General features: G+C 71.3%; 26 protein-coding genes, 1 tRNA gene and 2 pseudogenes. 7 read left to right on the forward strand and 22 right to left on the reverse strand.

All coding sequences use genetic code 11. The annotated features are described in order from the left end of the window. From ACZ7HT_RS20395 to ACZ7HT_RS20470, 16 genes and pseudogenes are all read right to left on the reverse strand, one after another. Positions 1 to 743, reverse strand: a 743-nt coding sequence (locus ACZ7HT_RS20395) for a nucleotidyl cyclase domain-containing protein (RefSeq protein ID WP_471167551.1), incomplete at its 3' end; no start/stop codon positions are given. 79 nt (positions 744 to 822) lie between these two features. Further along, the gene (locus ACZ7HT_RS20400; protein WP_471167553.1) at positions 823 to 1,548 is read right to left on the reverse strand and encodes a Crp/Fnr family transcriptional regulator; all 726 of its coding nucleotides are present in this window, start codon (positions 1,546 to 1,548) and stop codon (positions 823 to 825) included. 329 nt (positions 1,549 to 1,877) lie between these two features. Then, positions 1,878 to 4,406 (reverse strand): polynucleotide kinase-phosphatase, encoded by a 2,529-nt coding sequence (locus tag ACZ7HT_RS20405; protein WP_471167556.1) that lies wholly within the window; start codon positions 4,404 to 4,406, stop codon positions 1,878 to 1,880. Continuing rightward, positions 4,403 to 5,929, reverse strand: a complete 1,527-nt coding sequence (locus ACZ7HT_RS20410; RefSeq protein ID WP_471167559.1) for a 3' terminal RNA ribose 2'-O-methyltransferase Hen1 — start codon at positions 5,927 to 5,929, stop codon at positions 4,403 to 4,405. Before ACZ7HT_RS20410 ends, ACZ7HT_RS20405 begins: the two co-directional genes overlap by 4 nt. 73 nt (positions 5,930 to 6,002) lie before the next feature. Then, positions 6,003 to 6,956 carry a homocysteine S-methyltransferase gene (gene mmuM / locus ACZ7HT_RS20415; protein WP_471167560.1) on the reverse strand — a complete coding sequence of 318 codons (954 nt, stop codon included), beginning with the start codon at positions 6,954 to 6,956 and terminating at the stop codon, positions 6,003 to 6,005. A 13-nt stretch (positions 6,957 to 6,969) separates the two neighbouring features. Continuing rightward, positions 6,970 to 7,800 carry an LLM class F420-dependent oxidoreductase gene (locus ACZ7HT_RS20420; protein ID WP_471167562.1) on the reverse strand — a complete coding sequence of 277 codons (831 nt, stop codon included), beginning with the start codon at positions 7,798 to 7,800 and terminating at the stop codon, positions 6,970 to 6,972. Between the two features lie 305 nt (positions 7,801 to 8,105). Continuing rightward, complete coding sequence (locus ACZ7HT_RS20425; protein WP_471167565.1) at positions 8,106 to 8,315, reverse strand: DUF397 domain-containing protein; 210 nt, start codon at positions 8,313 to 8,315, stop codon at positions 8,106 to 8,108. A gap of 179 nt (positions 8,316 to 8,494) precedes the next feature. After that, a complete protein-coding gene (locus tag ACZ7HT_RS20430; protein WP_471167567.1) occupies positions 8,495 to 8,956 on the reverse strand; it encodes a DUF7848 domain-containing protein in 462 nt (153 codons plus the stop codon). Positions 8,957 to 9,031: 75 nt separating this feature from the next. Then, positions 9,032 to 9,877 (reverse strand): helix-turn-helix domain-containing protein, encoded by an 846-nt coding sequence (locus ACZ7HT_RS20435; protein WP_471167570.1) that lies wholly within the window; start codon positions 9,875 to 9,877, stop codon positions 9,032 to 9,034. A 3-nt stretch (positions 9,878 to 9,880) separates the two neighbouring features. Further along, complete coding sequence (locus tag ACZ7HT_RS20440) at positions 9,881 to 10,393, reverse strand: DUF6879 family protein (RefSeq protein ID WP_471167721.1); 513 nt, start codon at positions 10,391 to 10,393, stop codon at positions 9,881 to 9,883. A gap of 538 nt (positions 10,394 to 10,931) precedes the next feature. After that, the gene (locus ACZ7HT_RS20445; RefSeq protein ID WP_471167737.1) at positions 10,932 to 11,267 is read right to left on the reverse strand and encodes a hypothetical protein; all 336 of its coding nucleotides are present in this window, start codon (positions 11,265 to 11,267) and stop codon (positions 10,932 to 10,934) included. 74 nt (positions 11,268 to 11,341) lie between these two features. Further along, positions 11,342 to 11,899, reverse strand: a pseudogene (locus ACZ7HT_RS20450) (peptidoglycan DD-metalloendopeptidase family protein); the annotation flags it as partial. A gap of 51 nt (positions 11,900 to 11,950) precedes the next feature. Next, a complete protein-coding gene (locus ACZ7HT_RS20455) occupies positions 11,951 to 12,100 on the reverse strand; it encodes a hypothetical protein (RefSeq protein ID WP_471167573.1) in 150 nt (49 codons plus the stop codon). Between the two features lie 151 nt (positions 12,101 to 12,251). Further along, a tRNA-Arg gene (locus ACZ7HT_RS20460) sits at positions 12,252 to 12,325 on the reverse strand. Positions 12,326 to 12,408: 83 nt separating this feature from the next. Next, positions 12,409 to 14,169: a recombinase family protein gene (locus ACZ7HT_RS20465; RefSeq protein WP_471167576.1), complete on the reverse strand. Its 1,761-nt coding sequence runs from the start codon at positions 14,167 to 14,169 to the stop codon at positions 12,409 to 12,411. A 38-nt stretch (positions 14,170 to 14,207) separates the two neighbouring features. Next, positions 14,208 to 14,315, reverse strand: a pseudogene (locus ACZ7HT_RS20470) (LLM class F420-dependent oxidoreductase); the annotation flags it as partial. A gap of 245 nt (positions 14,316 to 14,560) precedes the next feature. Here ACZ7HT_RS20470 and ACZ7HT_RS20475 point away from each other — a divergent pair. After that, on the forward strand, positions 14,561 to 14,770 hold the full coding sequence (locus ACZ7HT_RS20475) for a hypothetical protein (RefSeq protein WP_471167578.1): 210 nt from the start codon (positions 14,561 to 14,563) through the stop codon (positions 14,768 to 14,770). 32 nt (positions 14,771 to 14,802) lie between these two features. Here the strand turns inward: ACZ7HT_RS20475 and ACZ7HT_RS20480 are convergent, their stop codons facing one another. From ACZ7HT_RS20480 to ACZ7HT_RS20505, 6 genes are all read right to left on the reverse strand, one after another. Next, positions 14,803 to 15,294, reverse strand: a complete 492-nt coding sequence (locus ACZ7HT_RS20480) for a DUF6099 family protein (protein ID WP_471167580.1) — start codon at positions 15,292 to 15,294, stop codon at positions 14,803 to 14,805. Between the two features lie 126 nt (positions 15,295 to 15,420). Next, positions 15,421 to 15,816, reverse strand: a complete 396-nt coding sequence (locus ACZ7HT_RS20485; RefSeq protein WP_471167583.1) for a nucleotide pyrophosphohydrolase — start codon at positions 15,814 to 15,816, stop codon at positions 15,421 to 15,423. Then, complete coding sequence (locus ACZ7HT_RS20490; RefSeq protein ID WP_471167724.1) at positions 15,813 to 16,907, reverse strand: AAA family ATPase; 1,095 nt, start codon at positions 16,905 to 16,907, stop codon at positions 15,813 to 15,815. Before ACZ7HT_RS20490 ends, ACZ7HT_RS20485 begins: the two co-directional genes overlap by 4 nt. A gap of 472 nt (positions 16,908 to 17,379) precedes the next feature. Further along, positions 17,380 to 17,811: a cell division protein SepF gene (locus tag ACZ7HT_RS20495; protein WP_471167586.1), complete on the reverse strand. Its 432-nt coding sequence runs from the start codon at positions 17,809 to 17,811 to the stop codon at positions 17,380 to 17,382. A gap of 85 nt (positions 17,812 to 17,896) precedes the next feature. Further along, entirely contained in the window at positions 17,897 to 18,499 is a 603-nt protein-coding gene (locus ACZ7HT_RS20500) for a PaaI family thioesterase (protein ID WP_471167588.1), read from the reverse strand. Next, on the reverse strand, positions 18,499 to 19,725 hold the full coding sequence (locus tag ACZ7HT_RS20505) for an aminotransferase-like domain-containing protein (RefSeq protein WP_471167591.1): 1,227 nt from the start codon (positions 19,723 to 19,725) through the stop codon (positions 18,499 to 18,501). The genes ACZ7HT_RS20500 and ACZ7HT_RS20505 overlap by 1 nt, the downstream gene beginning before the upstream one ends. A gap of 466 nt (positions 19,726 to 20,191) precedes the next feature. Between ACZ7HT_RS20505 and ACZ7HT_RS20510 the strand changes: the two genes are divergently transcribed. The 6 genes from ACZ7HT_RS20510 (at position 20,192) to ACZ7HT_RS20535 (ending at position 25,778) form a co-directional block, all read left to right on the forward strand. Further along, positions 20,192 to 20,911, forward strand: coding sequence for a Phenylacetic acid catabolic protein (locus ACZ7HT_RS20510; protein ID WP_471167594.1), 720 nt, complete (start codon positions 20,192 to 20,194; stop codon positions 20,909 to 20,911). 165 nt (positions 20,912 to 21,076) lie between these two features. Further along, positions 21,077 to 22,192, forward strand: a complete 1,116-nt coding sequence (locus ACZ7HT_RS20515; RefSeq protein ID WP_471167597.1) for a radical SAM protein — start codon at positions 21,077 to 21,079, stop codon at positions 22,190 to 22,192. Between the two features lie 48 nt (positions 22,193 to 22,240). Further along, complete coding sequence (locus ACZ7HT_RS20520; RefSeq protein WP_471167599.1) at positions 22,241 to 22,522, forward strand: acyl carrier protein; 282 nt, start codon at positions 22,241 to 22,243, stop codon at positions 22,520 to 22,522. Further along, positions 22,515 to 23,759, forward strand: coding sequence for a beta-ketoacyl-[acyl-carrier-protein] synthase family protein (locus tag ACZ7HT_RS20525; RefSeq protein ID WP_471167602.1), 1,245 nt, complete (start codon positions 22,515 to 22,517; stop codon positions 23,757 to 23,759). Before ACZ7HT_RS20520 ends, ACZ7HT_RS20525 begins: the two co-directional genes overlap by 8 nt. After that, entirely contained in the window at positions 23,759 to 24,652 is an 894-nt protein-coding gene (fabI, locus tag ACZ7HT_RS20530; protein ID WP_471167605.1) for an enoyl-ACP reductase FabI, read from the forward strand. Before ACZ7HT_RS20525 ends, fabI begins: the two co-directional genes overlap by 1 nt. 166 nt (positions 24,653 to 24,818) lie before the next feature. After that, positions 24,819 to 25,778 (forward strand): beta-ketoacyl-ACP synthase 3, encoded by a 960-nt coding sequence (locus tag ACZ7HT_RS20535; protein WP_471167609.1) that lies wholly within the window; start codon positions 24,819 to 24,821, stop codon positions 25,776 to 25,778. The last annotated feature ends 1 nt before the right edge of the window (position 25,779 follow it).

Below are 25,779 nucleotides of genomic sequence, written 5' to 3' on the forward strand. Positions count from 1 at the left end.
CTGGGGGGGTTGTTGCTGGGGCTGTCGAGCGTTCCCCCCCTGGTGTGCCCCTTCCTTCCTCCCCCCCGTTTTTGGGATTTTCCCCCCCCCCCCCCCCCCCCCCCACCCCCGGTCCGTGACCCCTCCTCGCCGCCGCCGGTCAGCGGCGGAGCGGTCCTGCGCGGTACGTGGAACCACGCGGTCTCGTCGGTCTCCTTGGAGCGGATGCGGGCCGGCCGGTAGTGGGCCGGCTCGACGTACCGCCCGCCCTCGGCGACCACGTTCCCGTACAGCCAGTCGGAGACGACGACGAGGAGGTCGACCTCGGGGCTCTCCGCCATGATCCGCTTGGCGGGGGCGCTGTCGCAGAGCCGGGCGGCGAGGTCCACCGCACGGCCGACGAGCCCGTGCCCGTCCTGGGCGACGAGCCCGGCGTTCATCCCGATCCGCAGCCGGAGGCGGCGGCTCCGGCCCGTGTTGTGGGCGCGCAGGCTCTCGTACAGGGTGTCGATCCAGCGTCCTACCATGAGCGTCGGCGGCACGTCGGGGCGCAGGGCGGCGAGGATGCCGTCCCCCCGGTCCTCCTGGTGGAAGGTGCCGGGCTCGACGCCGACGGAGCCGTACGCCTCGTCGAAGGCGGCGTACATGGCGGCCCGGTGCAGTTCCTTCCCGGCGATGTCCAGGGTCCCGGAACCGCAGATGTCGCCGAAGACGACGAACCGGTGGATCCCGCCCGCTACCCCGTTCACTTCCGCACTGCTCACTCTCGGACTCCCTGTGTGTGGTGCCGTGATGGTGCGCGTGTCCAGACTGGCCGCGTGCCGCGACCGGCGATGTAGCCGTTTACACACCCGGCGGAGATTCGTCCGCCGGGTTTCCGCCGGGGCGTGCGCGCCCCTGCGCGAGGAGCACCAGGACCGGCATGTCGAGGACGACGACGGTGCGGTGCGCGGTGCGGACGACGTCCTGCTCGCGGAGCAGGCGCAGTGCCTTGGCCACCGCTTCGCGGGTGGCTCCGATGGCCGCCGCCAGATCGTGCTGGGGCAGCGGAAGTTCGAGTACGGTCCCGCCGTCGGCCCGTCGTCCGGCGCGCTCGGCCAGTTCGAGGAGGCGCGCGGCGAGGCGCTGGAGGACGGTCTCGGAGGCGAGCGCGCGGCGTTCGACGTCGGCGCTGCGCAGCCGGGTGGCGAGCTGGCGCATGATCAGCGCGGTCGCGTGCGGCCGGGCGGCGAGGAAGCGGCGGAAGCGGTCGCCGGAGATGGCGACGGCCTCGACGGTGCCGAGGGCGGTGACGGTGGCGCTGCGCGGGCCCTGGTCGACGGCGGCGAGGTCGCCGACGACCTCGCCGGCGCCGCGCAGGGCGAGGATGAGCCGCGATCCGCGCTCGGTGCCGACGGAGACGACGGACCAGCCGGAGAGGAGCGCGAGGACGTAGGCGGTGGTGTCGCGTTCGCGGATCATCACCTCCCCGGGTTCGTAGACGCGCCGGGCTCCCTCGGCGAGCAGCGACCGCCGGTCGGCCGCGGGGAGGGCGTGGAGAAAGGTGCGGTCCTGACCGAAGAGACTCATCGCCGCTCACCCCCGTACCGTCCGCGGGCCCTCCGGGGAAGACCGTCCGCCGGTCGCCGACCGGCGTATTCGCGTGTGCGTTCCCACCTCATGTGGCGTGCTGCGCCACACTATTGACACTGTGTCACGTCATGGGGTGAAGAACGCTAGAGGGTGCGGAAGAAACGCGCCAACGAGCACGGGGGGCGCAGGGGAGCGCCGCGTCCGGCCCCCCTGCGCCCCCCGCGGCAGCACCCCGCCGGTGTTCGCGAAGCCTTCGTGAAGGCTTCGCGAACACCGTCCGGAATCCCCGCGCCGACACGGCCGCCGGCGGGGGCGGGTCGGAGTCTTCAGAGTCTCGGGTCGACCGGTTCCGACTCCAGGGCGAGGACCGCGAAGACGGCCTCGTGGATGCGCCAGAGCGGTTCGCCGGCGGCGAGGCGGTCGAGGGCCTCCAGGCCGAGGGCGTACTCGCGCAGCGCGAGCGACCGCTTGTGGCCGAGGAAGCGCTGCCGCAGCCGCTCCAGGTTCTCCGGGCGGGTGTACTCGGGACCGTAGATGATCCGCAGGTACTCCCGGCCCCGCACCTTCACGCCCGGCTGCCCGAGCCGGCCCTTCGCGTCGCGGACGAGCGCGGCCAGCGGCTTGACGACCATGCCCTCGCCGCCCGCCCCGGTCAGCTCCAGCCACCAGTCGGTGCCCGCGCGGACCGAGGCCTCGTCGCCGGTGTCGACGACGAGCCGGCGGGTGACCTGGAGCAGACCGGTCGGGTCGTGCTCGACGAGCCGGTCGAGCCAGGCCAGCTGCTCGTCGTGCGGCACCGCCGCGAGCGAGCGCCCGCGCGCCGCGAGCAGCTGGAAGGGCGCGAACCGCACGCCCTCAAGACCCTCGGTCGGCCAGCAGTACCTGCGGTACGCCTCGGTGAAGGCCGTCGCGTCCACGGCCCGCTCCCGCTGCCGGGCGAGCAGCCCGTCGACGCCCTCGACCCCGCGCCCCACCGCCCGCTCCAGGGCGTCGATCGCCCCGGGCAGGACCGCACCGGACGCCGCGCCGACCGCCGCGTACTGCGCGCGCAGCAGCCCCGCGGACTTGAGCGACCACGGCATCAGCTCGCCGTCGAGCAGCAGCCAGTCCGTGTCCAGCTCGTCCCACAGCCCCGCCGCGCCGATCGCCGTCCGCAGCCGCCCGAGGACCTCCTCGGTGACGGCGGCGTCGTCGAAGAAGGGCCGACCCGTACGCGTGTGCAGCGCACCGGTCACCCCCGTGACGCCGAAGCGCTCGCGCGCCGCCTCCTCGTCGCGGCAGACCAGGGCCACGGCCCGGGAGCCCATGTGCTTCTCCTCGCACACGACCCGCTCGACGCCGTCCGCCCGGTACTGGGCGAAGGCCTCGGCCGGGTGCTCCAGGTACCCCTCGACGCGCGAGGTGGCGGTCGGCGCCATCGTCGGCGGCAGGTACGCGAGCAGCCGCGGGTCGACCGCGAACCGGCTCATGACCTCCAGGGCGGCCGCCGCGTTCTCCTCGCGCACGGCCACGTTCCCGAGGTGACGGGTCTCCACCGTCCGCCGCCCGTGCACATCGGCCAGGTCCAGGGGACGCCCCTGGTGCCCGCCGGGCGCCTCGGTGACGAGCGGCCGCGCCGGCTCGTACCAGACCTTCTCGGCCGGTACGTCGACGAGCTCGCGCTCCGGCCACCGCAGCGCGGTCATCTTCCCACCGAAGACCGCGCCGGTGTCGAGGCAGAGGGTGTTGTTGATCCACGACGTGGTGGGCACGGGGGTGTGCCCGTACACGACGGTGGCCCGGCCCCGGTACTCCTCCGCCCACGGGTAGCGCACCGGCAGCCCGAACTCGTCCGTCTCGCCCGTCGTGTCCCCGTACAGCGCGTGCGAACGCACCCGCCCGGACGTCCGGCCGTGGTACTTCTCCGGCAGACCTGCGTGACAGACGACGAGGTTCCCGCCGTCCAGGACGTAGTGGGAGACGAGCCCCTCGATGAACGCCGCCACCTCCCCGCGGAACTCCTCGCTCTCCCGCCCCAACTGCTCGATGGTCTCGGCCAGTCCGTGCGTCTCCTGCACCTTCCGTCCCTTGAGCCACCGGCCGAGCTTGTTCTCGTGGTTGCCGGGGACGCACAGGGCATCGCCCGCGGCGACCATCGCCATGACCCGGCGCAGCACGCCCGGCGAGTCGGGGCCCCGGTCGACGAGGTCGCCGACGAAGACGGCCGTCCGCCCCTCGGGGTGGTGCCCGTCGACGTACCCGAGCTTCGCGAGCAGGGTCTCCAGCTCGGAGCGGCAGCCGTGGATGTCGCCGATGATGTCGAACGGGCCGGTGAGGTGCCGCAGATCGTTGAAGCGCCGCTCCAGGACGACCTCGGCCTCCTCGACCTCCTCCACCGAACGCAGCACGTGCACCTTGCGGAAGCCCTCGCGCTCCAGGCCGCGCAGCGAACGGCGCAGCTCCCGCCGGTGCCGCTGGATGACGCGCGCCGGCATGTCCGCCCGGTCGGACCGGGCGGCGTTCCGCGTACGGCACACCTCCTCGGGCAGGTCGAGGACGATCGCGACCGGCAGCACGTCGTGCTCCCTGGCCAGCTGGACCAGCTGACGCCGGGCCTCCTGCTGCACGTTGGTGGCGTCGACGACGGTCAGCCGCCCCGCCGCCAGACGCTTGCCCGCGATGTAGTGCAGGACGTCGAAGGCGTCCCTGCTCGCGGACTGGTCGTTCTCGTCGTCGGCGACGAGCCCGCGGCAGAAGTCGGAGGAGACGATCTCGGTCGGCTTGAAGTGGCGCCGGGCGAAGGTGGACTTGCCGGAACCGGTGGCACCGACGAGCACCACGAGGGAGAGATCGGTGACGGGCAGGGTGCGGGTCATACCGTGACCTCCTTCAAGGCCTCGTCGGTACGGGATTCGGTACGGGGTTCGGTACGGGGTTCAGCACTGGTGTCGGTACTGGTTTCGGTTCGGGTGAACACGGCCATCTGCGTCGGCGGGCCGACCTCCGGGTCGTCCGGTCCCACGGGGGCGAACTCGACCCCGTACCCGAACTGCCCGGCGACACGCGCCGCCCAGGTCCGGAACTCCTCGCGGGTCCACTCGAAGCGGTGGTCGCCGTGCCGGACGTGCCCGGCCGGCAGCGACTCCCAGCGCACGTTGTACTCGACGTTCGGCGTGGTCACGACGACCGTACGGGGCCGGGCCGAGCCGAACACCGCGTACTCCAGGGCCGGCAGCCTCGGCAGGTCCAGGTGCTCGATCACCTCGCTGAGCACGGCCGCGTCGTAACCGGCGAGCCGCTTGTCGGTGTACGCGAGGGAGCCCTGCGTCAGCTTCACCCGCGCGGCCTGCCGCTCGCCCATCCGGTCGAGGCGCAGCCGGCGCGCGGCAACGCTCAGAGCACGCGCGGACACGTCCACACCCACGATCTCGGTGAACCGCGGGTCCTTGAGCAGGGCCTGCACCAACTGCCCCTGCCCACAGCCGAGATCGAGCACACGCGCCGCACCGGCCCCGGTCAGCACGCCGAGGATCGCCTGACGCCGCTGCTCGGCGAGCGGCACCGGACGCTCCTCCGTGTCGGTCGTCTCGTCGACGGCGTTGTCGACGTCCTCGACGTCCAGTCCTTCGGCCTCGGCGAGCCGGACCAGTTCGAGCCGCTCCGTCGCCTCACGGGCCAGGCCCCAGCGGCGCGAGAGGTAGCGGGCGGTGATCAGCTTCCGCTCGGGGTGACCGGCCAGCCAGCCGTCACCGGCGCGCAGCAGCTTGTCGACCTCGTCGGGCGCGACCCAGTAGTGCTTGGCGTCGTCGAGGACCGGCAGCAGGACGTACAGGTGGTTGAGGGCGTCCGCGAGCCGCAGCTCGCCCTCCAGGACCAGACGCACGTACCGCGAGTCGCCCCACTCGGGGAACTCCCCGTCCAGGGCCACCGGTTCGGCCTCCACCATGTCCCAGCCCAGCGGCCCGAACAGCGCCCGCACCAGCTCCGCGCCGCCCCGGGCGGGAAGCGCGGGAACCTCGACGCGCAGCGGCAGCGGCGCGGCGGCCCGCTCGGGCATCGCCTTGCACTCGCCGTGCAGCGCCGTCTTGAAGACCTTGGCGAGCGCGACGGCGAGCAGCGAGGACGCCGCGTAGGGCCGGTCGTTGACGTACTGCGCGAGCGCCGAGTCGGGGGCGCCGCCCCGGCCCTTGCCCTTGCCGCGGCGCACCAGCGCCACGGGGTCCACCTCCAGGAGGAGTGCCGCCGTGCACCGCTCGGCACTCGCCTCGGGATAGAGGACGTGCGCCGTGCCGTGCGAGGTCATGAACGCCTGCGCCCGCTCGGGATGCTTGTGCAGCAGAAATCCGAGATCGGTCGCGGGTCGCTCCGGGTTGCCGTAGGTACTGATCGTCAGGAACACACCTTCGAGTATGGTTCGCCCCTCCCCGCCCCACCAGGCATTTTCCGCGCGCCCGGGTCTCGGGGGCGCCGCCTCAGCCGGTGTCCGCGTCCTTCCCCGCCAGGGCGTCTGCGAGCGCGGCGATCGTCGCCGGTCCGACCCGGCAGCAGCCGCCGACGAGCCGGGCTCCCGCCGCGGTCCAGGCGACGGCCCGGGCCGGGTCGAAGGCCATGGCCCCGCGCCAGTCCCGCGCCGTGGCGTCCCAGCGCTCCCCGCTGTTGGGGTAGACGACGGCCGGCTTCCCGGTGACGGCCACGGCGAGCCCGACGGCGTCCCCCGCCTCGGCCGGGTCGCAGCAGTTCACCCCGACCGCCACCACCTGGTCGTTCCCCGCGGCGACCGCGAAGGCCTCCGCCAGGTCCTGCCCGGCCCGGGTCCGCCCGCCCTCGACCGTGTACGAGAGCCACACCGGCACCCCGCACGCCTCGACCGCCCTCAGCAGCGCCTCGGCCTCCACCACGTCCGGCACCGTCTCCAGGGCCAGCACGTCCGGCGCCGCCCCGGCGAGCACCTCGATCCGTGGCCGATGGAACCGCTCAAGGGCACCCACCGACAGCCCGTACCGTCCCCGGTACTCACTGCCGTCCGCGAGCATCGCCCCGTACGGCCCGACGGACGCGGCAACCCACACCTCCCCGGGAGCCCCCGCCCCCGCCCCCTCCCCTTCCCCCGTCGCCCCTTCCGCTGCCCTCCGGGCCAGCTCCACGCTGCGGACGAGCAGTCGTGCCGCCTCCGCCCGGTCCGTGCCACGCCGGGCGAAGCCCTCGAACGTCGCCTGGTAGCTGGAGGTGATCAGCACCCGCGCACCGGCCCGTACGTACGCCGTGTGGGCCGCCTCGATCTGCTCGGGTCCGTCGGCGAGGAGCCGCGCGGACCACAGCGCGTCCGAGAGGTCGCAGCCCTGCGCCTCCAGCTGGTTGGACAGCCCGCCGTCGAGGACGAGCACCCCCGCCCCGAGGGCTTCGGCAAGCGTACGGACCGGTCTCATCGCTGCGCCCCGCTCATCCCAGCTGTGACTGGACCCGGGCGGAGATCAGCTCCAGGTGGTCCAGGTCCTCCAGGTCCAGGACCTGGAGGTAGACCCGGGAGGAGCCGATCGCCGCGTACCGCCCGAGCTTGTCGACGACCTCGGCGGGCGAGCCCGCGAGCCCGTTCGCCTTCAGCTCGTCCACGTCCCGGCCGATGGCTGTGGCCCGGCGGGCCACCTCGGCGTCGTTCTTGCCGACGCAGACGACCAGCGCGTTCGAGTACACCAGGTCGCCGGCCGCCCGGCCGGCCGCCTCGGCGGCGGCCCGGACCCGGCCGAACTGCCGCTCGCTGTCCTCGACGGACGCGAACGGGATGTTGAACTCGTCCGCGTACCGCGCGGCCAGCCGCGGCGTACGGCTCGCGCCATGCCCGCCGATCAGCACCGGGACCCTGGACCGGGCCGGCTTGGGAAGCGCGGGCGAGTCGGTGAGCTGGTAGTACTCCCCGTGGTAGCTGAAGGTCTTGCCGACCTCCGTCTCCCACAGGCCGGTGACGATCGCCAGCTGCTCCTCCAGCCGGCCGAACCTCTCCTTCGGGAACGGAATTCCGTAGGCCTTGTGCTCCTCCTCGAACCAGCCGGCGCCCAGCCCCAGTTCGACCCGCCCGCCGGACATCCGGTCCACCTGGGCGACCTGGATGGCCAGGACCCCGGGGAGCCGGAACGTGCCGGCCGTCATCAGCGTGCCGAGCCGGATCCGCTTCGTCTCCCGGGCCAGGCCGGCCAGGGTGATCCAGGCGTCCGTCGGTCCCGGCAGCCCGCCCCCCGAACCCATGCTGAGGTAGTGGTCGGAACGGAAGAACATACCACGTTGCCACCTAACTGGCTATGGGTCTCTGACCTGCTGATACATCCATCGTGGCACGCAAAAGCCCCGGTCGCCCTCCACGGGGGAGAAGGACGACCGGGGCAGTCAGGGGCCCGTCGGGGTCAGTGCGTTCGTCGGCGGACCGGGCTACGGGTGGCGTGCGTTCGGCGGCTCCACAGGCCGCTACACGGGGCCTCCTGGAGGCCGTAGAACTCGCCGCACGCCGCGCACCACAATGCCCCAGAGACAGGGTCTTGTAGGCCCACGTGAGCGCACCGGGGACACTGCGGCATAGCGGCCTCTCAGTCGGTCAGGTCGTACTCGCCGGCCTTCACGGCGCCCGACAGGACCGCCCAGTCTGCCGTAGAGAGCTCCAGAACGTGGAGCGGGTGATCGCTGTCCCGGAGAGCGACGATGCCCGGAACGTTCACGGCCACCTCCGGGCAGTTCCCCACACGTGCGTCACGGCACGCCTCGGTCTTGACGAATTCGAACTCCGGCCGCTTGGCCATGGTGGATTCCCTTCTCGTCGATACGTCGGGTGTTGCACGGGCGGGGGCACTCCGACCTCACCGGGCACCCCCGCCCGCTCCCGACACGGGCGCTCGCGAGACGCACCGTGCGGGCCTATCCCGCTCCCCCGGCTCGGGACGGTCCCCAAGCCGTTGGGCCTCACCGAGGGAGCGGAGCTCTATTCAGCCGGGACGACGACCGCGACGGTCTCGCACGTCCGGGAGAAAATCCCGTGCCCCGTCCGCCCCTTGTGCTCCATGCAGTCGACATCGGCCCGCTCCCCGTCAGACGTGGGAGCGACAGACCAGTCGCAATCCGGGTTGAGGCACCGGGCGGAGAACGTCGGCTCGGAATCCGGGTGACGGGTGATGCGGTGCTTCACGAACCTCAGGACGGTTCCCGCGGCGCTCACGACTTCACCGCCGGGACGGGGGTGGTGAAGATGCGTACCTTCGCCATTTCCTCCGACGTCGGAGCACGGAGCGACTCGGGCGGAACGGTCCACTCGCGACCTCCTCCCGGAGGACGCAGGTACACGCTGCCCGCATATCGCTCCTGCACTCGTCCGAGCGCGCCAGTTGCCGTGTCGACCACGTACCGACTCTTCGTCGGCTGCCAATCCTCTTCCGCCATCACACACCGTCCCCTCTTCGTCTCCGACGGTAGGGGGCGTGACGTGATCGGTTCCACGCAGTTCTACGGAGTTCTACGCGACTTAGGACGGCGCGGGGATAGCCCCTGCGATGAGCCGGTATGCGTCTGGACCGAAGACAGCAGCACGCGTCATTTCAAGGTGGGCCTCTACGCACTGCGCTACCTCCGACGGTGCAGTGATCGTCAATGCAGCCGTGAGGAGCTCAACGAACACCTTCTCGTCGTCGTACACCGTGAATGTCTCCAGCGGCCACCGGGCAGGCGCGCCGGCAGGAATGACGCCCAACGAGACGGCGGGGTATCGAGCAGCGTCGAGTAGGTGGAGAAGCTGCTCGGTCATCACGTCCGGGCCTCCGACATGGCGTCGGAGTGCCGCCTCTTCCACCACGAAGGCAAAGGTACGGCCGGACTCCTGGATGATGGTCGACCGCTCAACACGCGCATCCGCAGCCGCCGCAGAGTCGTCAGGGATGCGTTTTGCACGCGCGATGTCCGAGAGGAGCGCTACGGCGTAGGCACGTGTCTGGAGCATGCCAGGGATGAGCGTGGAGCTGTACGCCCTCATCTGTGCCGTCTCACGATGGATGCTCGCCCCTGCAACCTGCATGGGCCTGAGCCCGCTTCGGTTCCGTCGACGCCACTCCGAGTACATGGAGTCAGCAGTCCGGGCCGCCTCGATGATGTCGACCGCTTGGTCGTCTGCGCCGCAGACTCGACACCACGTGCGGATGTCCTCAGTTGACGGGGGTGTCACGGCGTTCTGAAGCCGGGACACCTTCGACTTCTGCCAACCCGTGCGCTCGACGATGTCCTGCCCCGTCAGCCCTGCGTCTAGGCGAAGATCGCGCAGACGCTTAGCAACGCGCTGACGCGCCTCTTCTATGCGGGCGGACGGGGCTTCAGACATGCCTCAGATCTCAAACTCACTGTGTGGGGTACCGCGCTCCCACACGATGTCGAACGCGTTGGTGCACCGCTGGATGAGGTCGGCATCGTAGGACATCTGGCCTCCGATGTGCCGCCCGTCACCGTCGAAGATCCCGAACTTCAGCGCGAAGTCGTCGAAGATCCAGACGTCGTTACCGGGGAGCATGATGTCCGATGCGGCGCTCCTGGACAGCCATCGGACGTCTTCACCCGCGGCAAGATTCTTCACCGTCCCAGCGTGCTCGAACCGGATGTAGTCCGAGACGGACTCAGAGACGACACGCGCCCTGCGTACCTGAACACCCCTGCCCACGCTGTCAGCAACGAGCTGATGGAAGTTTGACCACCAGGACGCGCGATCGCTGAAGTCCCTCGACGCCCCCGCCCTCCACTCAGCGAAGGCCGCGTCCTCCGACTCGACGCCGTAGACGTCTCGCATCTCCAGGTGCAGAGCGTGACGCGACGTCTTGGCCAAGAGCTCAGCGAACGTCGGGATGCTCGTTTGACACGAATCGCCTCCTTCAGCAGCTCTGTCATCCGCGCGGGGATTCGGATCACGGACTCGTTCGGTGCGATCGGGCCGAACTGCTCACACTCCGTGCGGGTCACGTCGTCCGCCGTCCAGCCCTGGAGGACGTAGTCCCCAGTCTGCTCGTCGACGAGGACGCTCGGGCAGTTCTCCTCTTCGCTGTTCGGGTCCTTACCTACGTAACGTAGCGACATGGCTGCTCCAAGGTCATTGAAGTTGCGCAGAGTTCTACGACCACCACGCCTGTGGGAGCGGCCGTCAAGAGCGCCTAGATGGGGAACCCCAGCGCCCGCATGTGACGTCGCCACAGTCGGCCGTGTTCGGGAGTGCAGTAGCGCTTCAGCCGGCCCGCCCCTGCGGTCTGCGGCACGTCGGCGCCGCAGTGTGCGCACGGCGTTGGCTGAGCCTTGATCGGCGTAGTGGTGTTCACGGGTGTTACCTCTCTCAGGAATGGGGGCGCCCCGCGGTCCATGTCGGATCCGCGGGGCGCGTGAGGGTGTGTGTGTTAGACGTTGCGTCCGTATTCGAGTGCGCGCGCCGTGTCGGCGTCGCGGATGTCAATCTCGGTGCGCACGATGTCGGTGAGTTCCCGATCTCCCAGGAAGGTGCGGGACTCCACGACGATGTTGGGAGTCCGTCCTCCGCCGGCCTGGAGCGACGCGGCCTGACGGACGAGCGACGCAGAGTCGGAGTTGCTGTAGACCTGCGTGGGGTGCAGGAAGCGAACCAACTCCGGCCCGTGCTCACCCACCCACGCCAGTTCGCCGACGTCGGGGAAGCCTCCCGATGCGTAGCCTCCCGGTCGCTGGTACGCGTTCGGGAGGTTGCCATAGCGACCCATCGCGTAAGCATCGAGGCGTACACGTTCGCCAGGGGGTTCGTCGAGACACCGTAGAGCTTCGGACCGACGCCGCGCATGTGGCCGGTGAAGGCCTCGAAAGTCGGCTCGATGACCTGCATGAGGCCAACCGATGGCGTGCCATTGCGGGCGTTCATGTCCCAGTTGTTGACGGCGTTGGGATTGCCGCCCGATTCCTGGTTCATCCGCCGGAGCGTGAGGTCCGCGTACTGCGGGGAGTTGCCCGTCATCCGGAGCGCTTGAAGAACGACGTTCCTCCAGCGCTCGACGCCGGATCCGCCTCCGCCTCCCCCACCGCCCGTCAGGAACGGCATTGGGTCGACCGGAGTCCCGTTCTTCCGCGCCTCCAGGTGGAGGTGAGGGCCGGTGACGTTGTCCGTCGCCCCAACCTTGCCGATCGTCTCGCCTGCCTGGACCGTGCTGCCGACTCGCGTCAGCATCTCGGACATGTGGGCGTACAGCAAGGACAGCCCGCCACCATGATTGATCATCACGTGGAGGCCGTAGGGTCCCCCGCCCTGCGCCATGGAGACGCGCCCGCCGGCCACAGCGTGAGTCGCCGTTCCGACGGCTGCCGGGAAGTCCAGGCCGGTGTGTCGGCCGGACGACCACATCGAGCCGCGCTGACCGAAGGGGGTACCGAAGGGGACGTTGACCGGACGGAGTCAGGCTCCGCCGCCTCCACCTCCGCTGCTTCCGTCGCCGCCGAAGCCGAGGAAGTCGAGCGCCTTGTCCTTCAGGCCGTCCAGCATCTTCCCGGGCGTCTTCGCAATGGAGCGCGCCCACGGGTTGGTGACGGGCCGCCCCTTCGGCACGTCGCCCGCCGTCAGGGCCGATCCTGACGCTGTGCGGGCCGCGCCGATTCCTGCGGGCCCTAGTTGCCCGGCCACCTCTATGGCGCCACGGTGGGTGCTGTCGCCGCGTACCCCCGATGTCGGCTCGGGGCAGAGGACAACGACAGCTCTGTGGTCTCGGGAGGACTCGAACCTCCGCACCCGGTTCCGTAGACCGGTGCTCTATCCGACCTGAGCTACGAGACCGCGACGTCGGCCGGCTGTGCCGGATGCCTCCGGAGAGACGACCGTCCGTCCTTCCGGACCACTCGCGCCGGCCATCTTCGTTATCAACCCGTTACCTCTTCGGCCTCTTCAACGGGCTTGGCCCACACGATGCCGAGCCTGTCGTCCGTCCGCTGACGGGTGGTTCCTCGCTTCGTGCGCGCGGATGCGGCAGTGATGTGGTCGACGAAGATGTCCAGGAAGGCGCGTCGCTCGTCGACGTCCCAACGAGACCAGATCCCGCCCTCTGCAAACGGATTGCCGTCGGAGTGCTCCACCCACTCGTCAATGGGCAGCCGTGTGGAGACGGAGGTCGACGCTGTCAGCTCTGCGATACGCGCCACGCAGCGCTCCTCGTGGTCGGCGTATTTCTTCATCGTGTCCCGGAAGGCTGCACGCGCGGTCGGCCCCTGGTAGGACTCCCGGTCTTCTGCGAGCTCCTTGATGCTCTGCTGGACGTGCTCCAACTGCGCTTCCTGTTCCGCCAGCTCTGCGGCGGCTTCAGGGTTCGCCCCTTGCTTGGCGAACCGCGCGCTTGCCACAGACAGAAGCTCCATGTCGTCGGGGTCCGACGGGTCAAGCGCTGAGATCCTGGCCCACACACGCTCCGCGACGATCTCGTCTGCGTCCACCTGCGGAACGCGCACCACATGCTTCGGGACATCGCCAACGCTTCGACGCAGGTTGCACACATATGCGCCAGCAGTGTTGGCGACGGTCAGCCCAGACCCGCAGAGTCCGCACCGCAGCTTCCCCCACGACCCCAGGAACGTGCGGCCTCCGACCCTGTCCCGGCGCACCGTCATCGCGCGGCCGTCCAACTGCGCCTGGATCGCGTACCACGCCGCAGGCTCGCGGAACCCCGTGTGCGGCCGTACCGGGTCTCCGGTCTCGTCGCGAAGGATCTGACGCCGCTTCGTCTTCTGATCCACGGGGCCGATTGCGAACCCTGCAAGGCGCGGGTCCCGCAGTAACCTCGTTACGACGGTGGCAGACCATTCGTAGTCCGCTCCGTCGCCGGAACCGCTCTTGCGCCGTCTCTGTGACGCCTGGCGTAGAGCGGTGGCCTTCTCCTCGTCGAGACTGGCCAGCGGTGTCCGCACACGCGCTTCCGTCAGTTGGGAGGCGACGGCCGTCGGATTGGCGCCGTCCTCCGCCTTCGTCAGGATACGTTCCACGGTATCGGCCGGCGTCATTGTCGGGCCGGGCGGCTCAGTGCTTCGCTCCCCCGGGGAAAGGATGCGGATCGTCAGACCGTCGACCTGAGTGGTGTCCGCCGTGAATCCGAACGGAACGGGCCCTGACGAATGAGACCCCCGGGCCTTCAGTTGTGCGAAGGCATCCTTGATGAATTTGGACTTGTTCGTCGACTCCTGGTGCGCGAGGCCGGCAATAAGGGCGAAGAACGCCACGCCAAACGGGTTGTCGTCCGACGTGTTGATGAAGGGCTCCTGCGTCGACACAAGGGCGACACCGTGCTTGGCCAACTCCTGTTGGATCTTGAGCGCCTCCGCGGCCCCCTGACGGGTCAGTCGCGAGAGCATGTAGATCACGACCACATCGAACTTCTTGGCCCTCGCGTCCTCCATAAGGCGCTCGAAGCCGGGCCGCACCACGTTAGGGTCATACCCGGACAGGCCCACGTCCGAATAGTCCGTGTCGACGTGGGTCCAGTTGTCCTGAGAGTTGATGTACGCGACGGACTTGTCCCGTTGCATCTTCGGGGACGCCTGGCTGTCCGTCTCGCTCTTGTGACTCTGCCGCTCGTAGCTGACGGCCCTGATCATGTCGTCTTCAGCCTTGTTCCCCAGGTGCACAAGCTCCATGAACGGATCCTAGGGGCTCACCTGGTAGTTACGATACTGGTTCTGAAGAAGGCGTCGAATCCGAGCTCCTCGGTGGCCCGGGCCACCGCGAGGAGGGTCTCGTAGTCGGCTCCCTGCTGGGGTTCGGTGAAGATGCGAAGGTCCATACCTCCATCCTGCACCGTCGGGTGCGTGTCAACCTCGCCGTCAGCTCCCCGTCCGCACCGGCTCGGGCGGGTGAATATCCGTCCCCGTGGCGGGGCGCGTCCTCCCTGGCCAGTGACCGGGGCCCGGCACCCGTCGTTGGCTCGGGCGGAGCCGGACCGCCCGGCCCGCGTGCCGGCGGCCGCTGCCGGTGCGTCTCCCTCATGGTCCCGTCCTCGGCGGCGGGACCCGGGCCGAGGAGGCCGCCATGTCCCAGGAAGCCGCGCCGGAGCGGGCCGTGCCCGAACATTCCGTGCCGCAGTCCGTGCCCGAGCAGAAGGGCGCCGAGGCTCCCAAGGGCCTGCTCCAGCAGATGGAGGAGCTGATGGCGGCGCTCTCCGCCGACCTCTCCCAGCTGGACGCCGACCTCCAGTCCACGTCCGACCGCCTGACCCCCTCTCCGGACCCCGAGCCCTGACGCGAGCCGCACCACGGGGGCCGGCGGCCCCGCTACCACGACGGGTTCCGGCCGCTCGGGCCCGCTCGGCCCCGGGCGGGGTCGGGCGGGCGGGCGCGCTCCCCGTCGCGCACGGCCAGGCGTCGCAGCATCCCGCGCACCCGGTCGCTCGACTCGTCGGCGGCGTCGATCGCCTCGATGCACTGCCAGTAGAGCCCTTCCTCATCGGTGGCGCAGGCCACTCCCACGAGCGCGATCCCCACTTCGCCGAGCAGCTCCCCGAGCGCGGTCAACGCCCCGCACGGGTCCGCCACTTCGGTCAGCCGGCCCGCGCGCGGGCCTCCGGAGCCCCAGGCCGGGTACTCCCCGATCTCGCTCAGGCCCCGCGCCTCGCCGCGCAGCTCCTGCGGTCCGCAGAGCGCGAGGTGACGCCCTATCGCCTGGGCGAGCGCCTGCGCCTGCCAGGCCTCCGCCACGATGTCCTGTGCTGTCCCGCTCTCCGCCAGCACCTGCCGGCCCAGCGCGATGAGTCGCTCCGCTTCCATCAACGCCGCCCCCGTTCGTACGACTTACTGCCCACTCACTCCACTACCCAGAGTGAGGCCGACTGAGCCTCAACACCAGAGGAATTCGGAAATCTGTGGACAGGAAGCCTGACAGGGATAAGTCGATCACTCCGAAGAGTGACGATCTTCGTTCGTATCGGCGTCCGTGAACCCCTCCTCGCTCCCTCCGCCCCGCCTCCGGACGGGAAACCGGACCTCGTTCCGGTCGATCTTGGCCGAGAGCGCCGCGAGCGGATCGACCCCGAGCACCTGGCAGAACTGGAGGAGGTAGGCGAGCACGTCCGCCACCTCGTCGGCGACCCGGTGCGCCGACTCCGGGTCGTCCATCACCCGTTCCGCCTGCTCCGGTGTCAACCACTGGAAGATCTCTAGGAGTTCGGCAGCCTCCACGCTGAGGGCCGCGGCCAGGTTCTTGGGGGTGTGGAAGGGCTGCCAGTCGCGGGCCGCCGCGAACTCGGCCAGTCTGCGCTGGAGCCCCGCCACATCGTTGTCGTCCGTCACCCGCTCAGGTCTACCACCGTCACCCCGGGCGTCCGGCGCGCCTCCCCCGCCGCCCGCTCCCCGACCGTCCCGGCCACCCGGATGTGACCGTCGGCGGCGATGCCCGTCGCGAGCCGCAGCAGTTCACCCACCTGGCGGCCGTCGAGGCCCCGGTCGAGGTCGTCGGCGAGCAGCGTCAGGCTCTGCATGGCGTCCGGCACCTCGGCGATCCGGTCCATCTCCAGTACCCCGGGGCCGGTGAGCAGGGTGAGTGCGAGGGCCAGGTAGCGGAGTTCGCCGTCGCCGAGGCGGCCGAGCGGGGTCGCGGGACGGCCGCCGCGTTCGAGGACGGCGCGGACGGTGCCCTCCGGGAGTTCCTGGACGCCGACTCCGGTGACCGGTCCCGCGCAGCCCGCCCCGGCGACGGTGGCGAGGCGGTGGTGGCGGCGCGGGCAGTCCGTGTGGGTGCGGTGCAGGACTTCGGCGAGGTTCCCGCAGCCGCGCCACAGCCGCCCCTCGCCCGGCGGTACGGGGGCCCGCATCCGCTCGGGCCGGGGGTCGCAGGCGAAGGCGGACCGCAGGCCGATGACCACCTGCTCGGCGGCGGCGAGGACCTCCAGCTGCCCCTGGGTCTTGCCCGCGACCCGGAGGGGAAGCAGGGCCGTGCCGAGCAGGTCGTCGGGGAGCGGGGCGCGGGTGACGGGGGTGCTGCCCGCCGTGTGCCACGCGGCCTGGACGGTGTTGCGGCCGGGGTCGCGGAGCGCGGTGGCGAGCAGGGTGCGGCCCCGGCCGGTGAGCCGCTCGCCGACGATACGGAGCCGGGGCTCGGCCTGCACGGCGAGGTCCAGGTGGACGGGGCCCTCGGGTCCGTCGACCGTGCATCCGATCCGGAAGCCGCGTCGGCCCTGGGCGTCGGGCCGGGCACGCTCGGGGACGCAGTCGGTGGCGTCGGGGAACACCTCGTCGAGCGGGTCGCCCGCGCCGAGCCTGGCGAGCGCCTCGTACGCCCGCAGGGTGGTGGACTTGCCGCTGCCGCTGGGCCCGGCGAAGAGGGTGACGGGGCCGAGTGCGTGCACGGCGGAACGGTGGGCGGCGAACGCGGAGAGCCGCAGTTCGGTGACGGCGGGCCGGGCGGTGAGCGGTCCGCCCCGGCCCGGTCCGCCCCGGCCCGGCTCGCCCCGGACCTCCGCCGCGACCGGGCCCCGCGCCTCGGGGACGGAGGCGCGGGGTCCCGCCGTACGGGGTCCCGAGACGCGAAGCCCGGAGGCGCCGGGCCCCGCAACACGCGGGCCTGCGACACGCGGGCCTGCGACACGAGGGCCGGAACCGCGGGGCCCGGACACGTGGGCGGCGGAAGCGGGCGCGGCGGAGGAAGTGCCGACCGAAGAGAAGTCGGCCGAGGAAGTGTGAACCGGGGAAGAGTGAACCGAGGAAGGGGGAACCGAGGACGGAGAAGTCGAGGAAGGAACGACGTCGGAGGAGGGGGTGTCTGACGCGCGGGCGAACGTGGAGCCGCCGGTGAGGTCCATGCCCGGACCGTACGCAGACCATTCCCTGACGAACCGTTACGGCAAGATGACCTTCCTACGATCGAGGGACGCCGGCGGTCCTGCCGCCGACGACCTCTTCCCCGTCCCCGCCCTCCGCGCCCTCGACCTCCGTGCCGGCCGGGGCCAGCAGGAAGACGTTCCGGTCGACGCGGTGCATCCCGCTGCCGAGGCCGAAGACGACGCCGCTGCTGAAGTCGAGGATCCGCTTGGCGACCTCGGTGTCGGCGCTCGTCAGATCGAGGAGCACCGGGATCTGGGCGATGAGGTACTCGGCGACCTCACGGGCGTCGGCGAAGACCTGCACGCGGAGCACGACCATGCGGCGCTGCTCGGCGGATTCGTACTGCTCGGGGATCGTGCGGTGGTCGACCCTGGACGGCCATTCGTCACGGCCGCGCAGGGGCAGGACCTGGGCGAGGCCCTCCCACTGCTCGTCGGTGACGTCGTACCTCTCGTACCTACTCATGGGTCCATCCTCCCGCTCCTCACCCGTTCGGCCCAACAACGACACGAGGTGATGGCCCGGGGGGCGGTCCGCGCGCGGCCGCTGGTCAGCCGGTGCCCTGACCTGCGCGGGCGGGCGGGACGGAGTACGTGACGGTGGCGGAGGCCGCCAGATCGCCTGCCTCGTCCCTGAGTTCGGCGAGGACCACGCAGAGGCGCCGGCCGAACTTGGCCATGCGCGCGTGCGTCCTGAGCAGTCCGGGGCGGGGGCGGTTGAGGTAGCTGATCTGGAGCGAGGTGGTGAGCGCCATCGGAGTGGGTCGTCCGAGCCGGGCGTTGATGAGGAGGAACGCGGCGAGGTCGACGAGTCCGGCCTGCTCGGGGCCGGAGATCGTGCCGCCGGGGCGGGTACGGAGCCGGGCGCCGTCGGCCTCCATGAGCAGGTGCGTCCCGCTCGCGTCGGTGACCCGGCAGGCCGCGTAGTCGGGGAACTGCCGCTGGACGAGCGCGTTGAGCTCGTCCGGCGACAGCGGGAGCACAGCGGGCGCGGAAGCCGGGTCCGGGGCCCGCACCGCGGCGGACACGGAGGCCGGATCCAGGGCCTGCGCCACGTCGGACGCAGAGGCCGGATCCAGGGCCTGCGCCACGTCGGACGCAGAGGCCGGATCCGGCGTCCGCGTGCCGCGTATCGGGCTCCCCGTGTCCCTCATCAGGCGAAGCTCTTCGCCAGTCGGCGGAGGCCTTCCCTGATCTCGTCGGCCGAGTGCGTCGTGAACGACAGCCGCATCGCGCCCGGGTCCGGCTCGCCGCAGAAGAACGGCGCACCCGGCACGTACGCCACCTCGTGGCCGACGGCCGTCTTCAGGAGGGCCGTGGCGTCGTGGCCCGCGGGGAGGGTCGCCCAGATGAACATGCCGCCCTCCGGCCTGTTCCACCGGCTGCCCTCGGGCAGGGCGCCCGGCAGGCCGTCGAGCATGGCGTCCCTGCGCTCCTGGTAGGCGGCGCGCATCACCGCGACGTGCGCGTCGAGGTCGCTGTCGCGCAGATAGCGGGCGGCTGCGGCCTGGTCGATGGTCGAGGTGTGCAGGTCGGCGGCCTGCTTGGCGATCACGCAGGCGCGGCGGAGACCGGCGGGGGCGCGCAGGAAGCCGAGGCGGAGGCCGGGGGCCATGACCTTGGAGAAGGAGCCGAGCAGGACGGTGCGGTCGGCCGCGACGGGGTCGGCGGCGATGGCGGGGACGCGCTCGCCGTCGTAGCGCAGTTCGCCGTACGGGTCGTCCTCGACGATCCAGAAGCCGTGCCGCGCGGCGGCCTCGGCGACGGCGTGGCGGCGCTCGGCGGGGAGGGTGCGGCCCGTGGGGTTCTGGAAGGTGGGGACGATGTAGAGGAGGGTGGCCTTCTCGCGGGCCGCGATCTCCTCCAGGGCCTCCGGGATGAGGCCCTGGTCGTCGGTGGGCACGGGGACGACGCGCGCGCCCGCGAAGCCGAAGGTCTGCAGGGCGGCGAGGTAGCAGGGGTTCTCGACGAGGACGACGCTGCCGGGTTCGACGAGGGCGGTGGTGAGGAGCGTGAGGGCCTGCTGCGAGCCGGTGGTGATGAGCAGGTCGTCGGCGTCCGTGGGCAGTTCGCGCGCGGTGAGCCGGTCGGCGATGGCGGTGCGCAGGTCGGGGTCGCCCTCGGTCGTCGAGTACTGGAGGGCGGTCTGCGGGTTCTCCGCGAGGACCCGGTCGTACGCCGTGCGGATGCCGGCGATGTCGAACAGCTCGGGGGCGGGCAGGCCTCCGGCGAACGAGATCACTTCGGGCCGTGCCGTGAGCGCCAGGATCTCCCGTACCGGCGACGAGCCGACGTTGGCCAGCCGTGAGGTGGTGGCCGGCGCGGGCACGGAGGGGGTGGTGGAGGTGGCGTTCGCGGGCGCGGAGGCGGCAGAAAGCATGGCGCCAGCATATAGAGATTCAAGACGGTGTCCAGGTCGTTCGATTCCCGTCCGGCGTGGCCGAGTTGACACTCTTCCGGACCCTCACGCGGGGTGAATTCCGGGCAAGTCGGCGGCCTGCCGCCTGTTTGCTCCGTACCTGATTCGGCCATGATTCGGCCACTCTGCGGGCCGTGTGAATCCGGCCGCCGGCAGTGAATTCGGAGGATTCCCCTCCTCCTCTCCTTCGCGCTGGTCGCTTCGGGAGAGGGCGGGCGGGGTGATCTTCCTCCCTCTTGTCCGACGCGCCGCGACCGGTTCTTGATCCGGTTCTCCGCGCGCCGTGGACGACTCGGGGAAATCGGCCATTCCGGTCCTCGGTCTCATTGATGGACGGCTGTGCCGTGGATAGCGTTCGACCGCTCCACCACCGCGATGTCAGCGGTCTTTCGGGTCGAAGTCGAACGAGCGAGGCGAGTGGATCACCATGGCATCTTCCGTTCCCGTCGACGAGGCGGTCGTCGTCCGTACTCCCGAGGAATTCCTCGCCATGCCCGAGGACTACCGGGAGATCGCCGTCCGGGGAATGATCGTCAACACCGAGGGCGAACTGTCCGGCGCCGACGACTACATCCAGGTGTTCCTGCCGCTCGCGCCGAACGCCGAGGAACGGCAGGTGTGCGCCGAGCGTGCCGTCGAGGAGTACGACCACTACAAGATCGGCAAAAGGATCCTGGCCGGCGTCGGCGTGGACACCGGTTACATGGAGCAGCAGCGGCTCGCCGACCGTGATCTCTTCGCCGGCCACGAGTTCCACACGTGCACCACCTGGGCCGAGCGCGGAATCTTCTCGTACATCGGCGAGGAGACCGCGATGGTGATGATCTCCGAATTCGCGCAGAGCAGTTACAAGCCGTGGGCCGAGGCGGTGCGCACGATCATTCTCGACGAGAAGGTGCACATCGCGCACGGCGCGCGTGTCTGCCGGAATCTCGCCCGCACAGGGGAGGGCCGCGAGGAACTCCAGCAGGGGCTCGACCGATTGTGGCCGGGATTCAACCGGATCTTCGGGAGCGCGCGTTCGGAGCGGTCGAAGCTCGCGGTCCGCTTCGGTCTCCGGCAGACCACCAACGGGGAGGCGCGGGACATCTGGCGGGCGAAGGTCACCCCGCGGATCGAGGGCCTCGGCCTCAAGGTCCCGGAGTAGACCGAGCAGACCCGAGCAGACACCAGCAGGCCTGATCAGGCCGAGCAGACCCGAAGAGCCACGAGTCGCTCCGAACAGCCCCGAGCAGCCCGAGGAGCCCCAGAGGGCCGGGCAGCAGCGCGCACGAGACACCGAGCAGTCGTCCGACCGAGGAGTCCGCACCCCATGGCCACCCCCCTGACCATCACCCCGCGCCCGCTCGGCCGCCGTGAGGCGAAGGAGCGCACCGCCGCCCTCCTGGCCGAACGTCCCGATCTCGCCGAGCGTCTGCACCGGCTGCGCCGTCTCGGCCGGGAGGTGCGCTCGTGCGAGGTGCACCTGACCAACACCTGCAACATCCGCTGCAAGGGCTGCTGGTACTTCGAGGGCGGCTTCGACACCGCCGTGCGCGAGCTCTCGGACCTCGACCGGATCCGTGCCTTCGCCCGCCGGCTGCGGGACGAGGGGGTCAACCAGGCCACCCTCATCGGCGGTGAGCCGACCCTGGTGCTGCGCCGGGTGGAGGCCTTCGTCGAGGAGCTGCCGTACATCACGATCTCGACGAACGGTCTGCGTCCGATGCCCGTGCAGGGCTTCGAGCACATCGCCGTGGCCGTCAGCATCTTCGGCGGCGGGCCGCTCGACGACGACCTGCGGGCCATCCGGGTCAACGGCTCGAAGTTCACCGGCCTGTTCGACACGGCGCTGTCGCACTACAAGGACGATCCGCGGGTGCTGTTCATCTTCGCGCTCTCCGAGGCCGGGTTGCCGTACCTCGAACCGACCGTGCGCAGGATCGCCGAGAACGGCAACATCGTCACCTTCAACTTCTACAGCGAGCACGGCTCCGACAACCCGATCCGGATCGCGAACGAGCGCCGCGTCCTCGACGAGGCCCTGCGGGTCAAGGAGGCGTATCCGGAGGCCGTGGTCAGCCACCCGTACTTCATCCGCAGCCTCATCACCGGCACCTCGCACTGGGGGGCGCGCTTCGGGTACGACGTGTGCCCGAGCCTCAGCGTCGACCACCCCGACCACGAGGAGCGGGTGGCCAACGGGAACCCGGTGATCCCGGGCTTCGCGGCCTGGGGCGCCGACTACGAGTCGCTGCAGTTCTGCTGCACGTCCGGGGACTGCGGCGGCTGCCGCGACAGCCAGGCCGTCTACAGCTGGCTGGTGGTGAGCGCCTCCCGCTTCCTGGACAGCGCCGCGCGCCTGGAGGAGTGGGTGGACATCGCGGAGAGCTACTGGCGGCAGTGGCACTGGTCCCCGTACCACGCCTCGAAGCTCATCACCCCCTGACCGCAGCCCCGGCCCCTTACCTCGTACCTCGTACTTCATGGGAGAGTCATGTCCGAGACCTCAGCGACATCCGCGGTGTCCACGACGCTGGACCGCGCCTCCATCGAGCAGTTCATCACCGACGCCCTCGTCGAGCTGGGCGTCGACGCCGCCGACGTCGTGCCCGGGGCCGCGCTCGACGATCTGGAGATCGACTCGCTCGACATGGTCGAGCTCGCGCAGTCCGTCAAGCGGGACCTCGGCGTCCCCGTCCGCACCAAGGACTTCGACGGGATCGACACCGTCGGCGGGATCCTCGAACTGTGCTACGAGAAGGCCGGAGTTGAGTGATCCGCGCCAGGGCCGGGAGGTCGTCGTCACCGGTTTCGGCGCGGTCACCCCGCTCGGCGTCGGCGCCGGCGTGCTCCACGAGCGCGCCGTCGCCGGGGACGTGGCGGTGGCGGGTTCCCATCCGGCCGTCCGGCACGCGGACTTCACGGCCGCCGACCACCTGCCGCGGAACCTGGTGCGCCGCACCGATCGATTCACCCAGCTGGCCCTTGTGGCGGCCGAGGAGGCCCTGACGCAGGCCGGGAAGCGGGACGGCGCGCCGTCGCCCTGGCCGCCCGAGCGGGTCGCCTGCGTCATCGGCTGCGGGCTGGGCGGCACGGCCTCCTTCGAGGCGCAGCGGGAGGTGTACGGGAGGGACGGCGCGGGGTTCGTGTCGCCGCTGATGATCCCGCAGATGATGGCGAACGCGGCCGCCGCCCATCTCTCCATGCGGCACGGGTTCCACGGCGAGAGCCTGTGTGTCGCGTCGGCGTGCAGCAGCGGCGCCCAGGCCGTCGGTACGGGGATGCGGCTGCTCGCCTCGGGCGCGGCCGACGCCGTCGTGGTCGGCGGTGCCGAGGCCTCCTCGTCGGAGCTGGTGGCGGCCGCCTTCGCGAACGCCGGCGCGCTCTCCCCGAGCGGTTGCTCCCGTCCCTTCGACGGGGACCGCGACGGCTTCGTGATCGGCGAGGGGGCCGGGATCCTCGTCCTGGAGACGGCGGCGGGCGCCGCCCGGCGCGGGGCCGAGGCCCTCGGAGTCGTACGGGGGTACGGGGCGACCTCCGACGCTCATCACGTCACCGCGCCCGACCCGAGCGGCGGGCCGGCGGGCCGGGCGGTGTCGCTCGCGCTGCGGGGGGCGTCGGTGGCGCCCGGGGAGCTGGCGTACGTGAACGCGCACGGGACCGGCACCGCGCTCAACGACCGGCTTGAGTGCGAGGCCCTGCGGGGTGTCCTCGGGGCCGAGGTCCTCGCGGAGCTGCCGCTGTCCTCCGGGAAGGGCGCCCTCGGGCACCTCTTCGGGGCGGCGGGCGCGGTCGAGGCGATCGCCACCCTCCAGGCGCTGCGGCACGGCGTCGCGCCCCCGACGGCGGGGCTGCGCCGTCCGGACCCGGCGCTCGGTCCGCTCGACCTCGTGCGTACGGCGAGGAAGCTCACCGCGCGGGCGGGCGCGGGCGGGTTGTTCGGGCTCTCCACCTCGTTCGGCTTCGGCGGACACAACGCGGCCCTGGTCCTGGCCGTGGAAGGGCGGTCCTGATGCGCGCGTCCCGCGATCCCCACGGCGTCCCCGACCTGCTCGGCTTCGCCGGGCGCCGCTATCTGGTCACCGGGGTCCTCAACGACGACTCCATCGCCTGGCACACCGCGCGGGCGCTCCAGGAGGCGGGCGCGGAGGTCCTGCTGACGGGTTTCGGGCGGACCCGGCGGATCACGGAGGCGGCGGCGTCCGGCCTTCCGTACCCGGCCGACGTCCTGGAGCTGGACGTGACGCGGCCCGAGGACCTCGACGCGCTGACGAAGGAGCTGGAGCGCCGCTGGGGCGCGGTGGACGGTGTCCTGCACGCGATCGCCGCCGCCCCGCAGTCCGCGCTCAGCGGCAACTTCCTCACCACGCCCGTGGAGAGCGCGACGCTCGCCCTGCGCACGGCGGCGTTCTCGCTGCACTCGCTGACCACCGCGCTCGCCCCGCTGCTGCGCGAGGGCGGGGGTGCGGGCGGGGCCAGGGGCAGTGTCGTCGGGCTCGACTTCGACTCGTCCGGGGCGTGGCCGGGTTACGACTGGATGGGCGTCGGGAAGGCCACGCTCGGTGCGGTCTGCCGCTATCTCGCGCTGTATCTCGGGCACTCCGGCATTCGCGTCAACCTCGTGGCCGCCGGCCCGGTCGAGACCGTGGCCGGGCGGGCCGTCAGCACGTTCGACCGGATCGCGGACCGCTGGGAGCAGGAGGCGCCGCTCGGCTGGAGCCGCGCCGATCCGGCGCGGCTCGTCGGCCCGGTCCTGTTCCTGCTGTCGGATCTGGCGGCCACGGTCACCGGGGAGATCGTGCACGCGGACGGGGGGATGCACGCCGTCCGGATGGGGGTCGGCGCCGTCGGCGAACCCCCGGGCATCGGCGCGCAGCCCCGCGCGGGCAAGGACGACCGCACGTGAAGAACGGCTGCGCATGAAGAACGACCGCACGTGGAGCGCGACTGCGCATGGAGAACAACTGCGCATGAAGAACAACCGCACGTGAAGGACGACCGCACGTGAAGAACGACCGCGCGGGAAGCGCGACCGCACGCAATGGAGGACCGCTCGTGAAGGAGGACCGCTCATGACCGCGGCGATCGTCGGCGTCGGCTCCGCGCTGCCCGAACGGGCCGTGCCCAACAGCCACTTCGCCGCCATCGGTTCCTCCGACGAGTGGATCGTCAAGCGGACCGGCATCCGGCAGCGCCACTTCCTGCCGGAGGACGGGCACCTCGCCGACCTCGCCCTGGCGGCGGCCCGGACGGCGCTCGCCCAGTCGGGGCGCACCGCGCGCGAGGTGGGGCACGTCGTCGTGGCGACCACGACCCCCGACCGTGCCACCCCGGGCCTCGCCGTGGAGGTGGCCGCCCGGCTCGGGGCGGACCGGGCCGCCGCGTTCGATCTGCACGCGGCCTGTGCCGGGTTCGTGTACGCCCTTGACCACGCGGTCGCCCTGATCGAGTCGGGCCGGGCGGGCACCGTCCTGGTCTGCGGCGCCGAGGCGCTGACCCGGATCACCGACCACGAGGACCGGTCGACGGCGGTGCTGCTCGGCGACGGCGCGGGGGCGGTGGTCCTGACCGAGGTGGGCAGGGGCGACGGTCCCGAGCCGGCGTTCCGGCTCGGTTCGGACGGGGATCTGATTCCGCTGCTCTACGCCGACCGGTACGACCGGAAGCTGCGGATGGACGGCCCGGAGATCTTCGTGCAGGCGGTGGAGCGGATGAGCGAGGCGGCCCGGGACGTCCTCGCGCGGCGGGAGCTGACCGCCGACGACGTCGACCTGTTCGTCGCCCACCAGGCCAACGCGCGGATCGTACGGGCGGTGGGCAAGGAGCTCGGTGTCCCGCCGGAGCGGCTGTACCTCAATGTCGACCGGGTCGCCAACACCTCCTCCGCCTCCATTCCGATCGCCCTCCACCAGGCCTGGCGGGAGGGCCGCCTCGGCCCGACGGGCCTGCTGGGGGTGGCGGCGTTCGGGGCGGGCGTCACGTGGGGGGCGGGCGTGATCGGCTGGCGCCTGGAGGGCGGGGAGAGCCGATGAG

This window comes from Streptomyces sp. NPDC037410, from assembly GCF_055602235.1.

Bases quoted from the DNA above. Each gene is read 5' to 3' on its own strand.
- ACZ7HT_RS20510 (WP_471167594.1), top strand. From the start codon at position 20,192: ATGGCATCTTCCGTTCCCGTCGACGAGGCGGTCGTCGTCCGTACTCCC.
- fabI (WP_471167605.1), top strand. From the start codon at position 23,759: ATGCGCGCGTCCCGCGATCCCCACGGCGTCCCCGACCTGCTCGGCTTC.
- ACZ7HT_RS20420 (WP_471167562.1), bottom strand. From the start codon at position 7,800: ATGTTCTTCCGTTCCGACCACTACCTCAGCATGGGTTCGGGGGGCGGG.
- ACZ7HT_RS20520 (WP_471167599.1), top strand. From the start codon at position 22,241: ATGTCCGAGACCTCAGCGACATCCGCGGTGTCCACGACGCTGGACCGC.
- mmuM (WP_471167560.1), bottom strand. From the start codon at position 6,956: ATGAGACCGGTCCGTACGCTTGCCGAAGCCCTCGGGGCGGGGGTGCTC.
- ACZ7HT_RS20495 (WP_471167586.1), bottom strand. From the start codon at position 17,811: ATGAGTAGGTACGAGAGGTACGACGTCACCGACGAGCAGTGGGAGGGC.
- ACZ7HT_RS20400 (WP_471167553.1), bottom strand. From the start codon at position 1,548: ATGAGTCTCTTCGGTCAGGACCGCACCTTTCTCCACGCCCTCCCCGCG.
- ACZ7HT_RS20475 (WP_471167578.1), top strand. From the start codon at position 14,561: ATGTCCCAGGAAGCCGCGCCGGAGCGGGCCGTGCCCGAACATTCCGTG.
- ACZ7HT_RS20435 (WP_471167570.1), bottom strand. From the start codon at position 9,877: ATGTCTGAAGCCCCGTCCGCCCGCATAGAAGAGGCGCGTCAGCGCGTT.
- ACZ7HT_RS20445 (WP_471167737.1), bottom strand. From the start codon at position 11,267: ATGGGTCGCTATGGCAACCTCCCGAACGCGTACCAGCGACCGGGAGGC.
- ACZ7HT_RS20465 (WP_471167576.1), bottom strand. From the start codon at position 14,169: ATGGAGCTTGTGCACCTGGGGAACAAGGCTGAAGACGACATGATCAGG.
- ACZ7HT_RS20505 (WP_471167591.1), bottom strand. From the start codon at position 19,725: ATGCTTTCTGCCGCCTCCGCGCCCGCGAACGCCACCTCCACCACCCCC.
- ACZ7HT_RS20425 (WP_471167565.1), bottom strand. From the start codon at position 8,315: ATGGCCAAGCGGCCGGAGTTCGAATTCGTCAAGACCGAGGCGTGCCGT.
- ACZ7HT_RS20480 (WP_471167580.1), bottom strand. From the start codon at position 15,294: ATGGAAGCGGAGCGACTCATCGCGCTGGGCCGGCAGGTGCTGGCGGAG.
- ACZ7HT_RS20405 (WP_471167556.1), bottom strand. From the start codon at position 4,406: ATGACCCGCACCCTGCCCGTCACCGATCTCTCCCTCGTGGTGCTCGTC.
- ACZ7HT_RS20500 (WP_471167588.1), bottom strand. From the start codon at position 18,499: ATGAGGGACACGGGGAGCCCGATACGCGGCACGCGGACGCCGGATCCG.
- ACZ7HT_RS20535 (WP_471167609.1), top strand. From the start codon at position 24,819: ATGACCGCGGCGATCGTCGGCGTCGGCTCCGCGCTGCCCGAACGGGCC.
- ACZ7HT_RS20515 (WP_471167597.1), top strand. From the start codon at position 21,077: ATGGCCACCCCCCTGACCATCACCCCGCGCCCGCTCGGCCGCCGTGAG.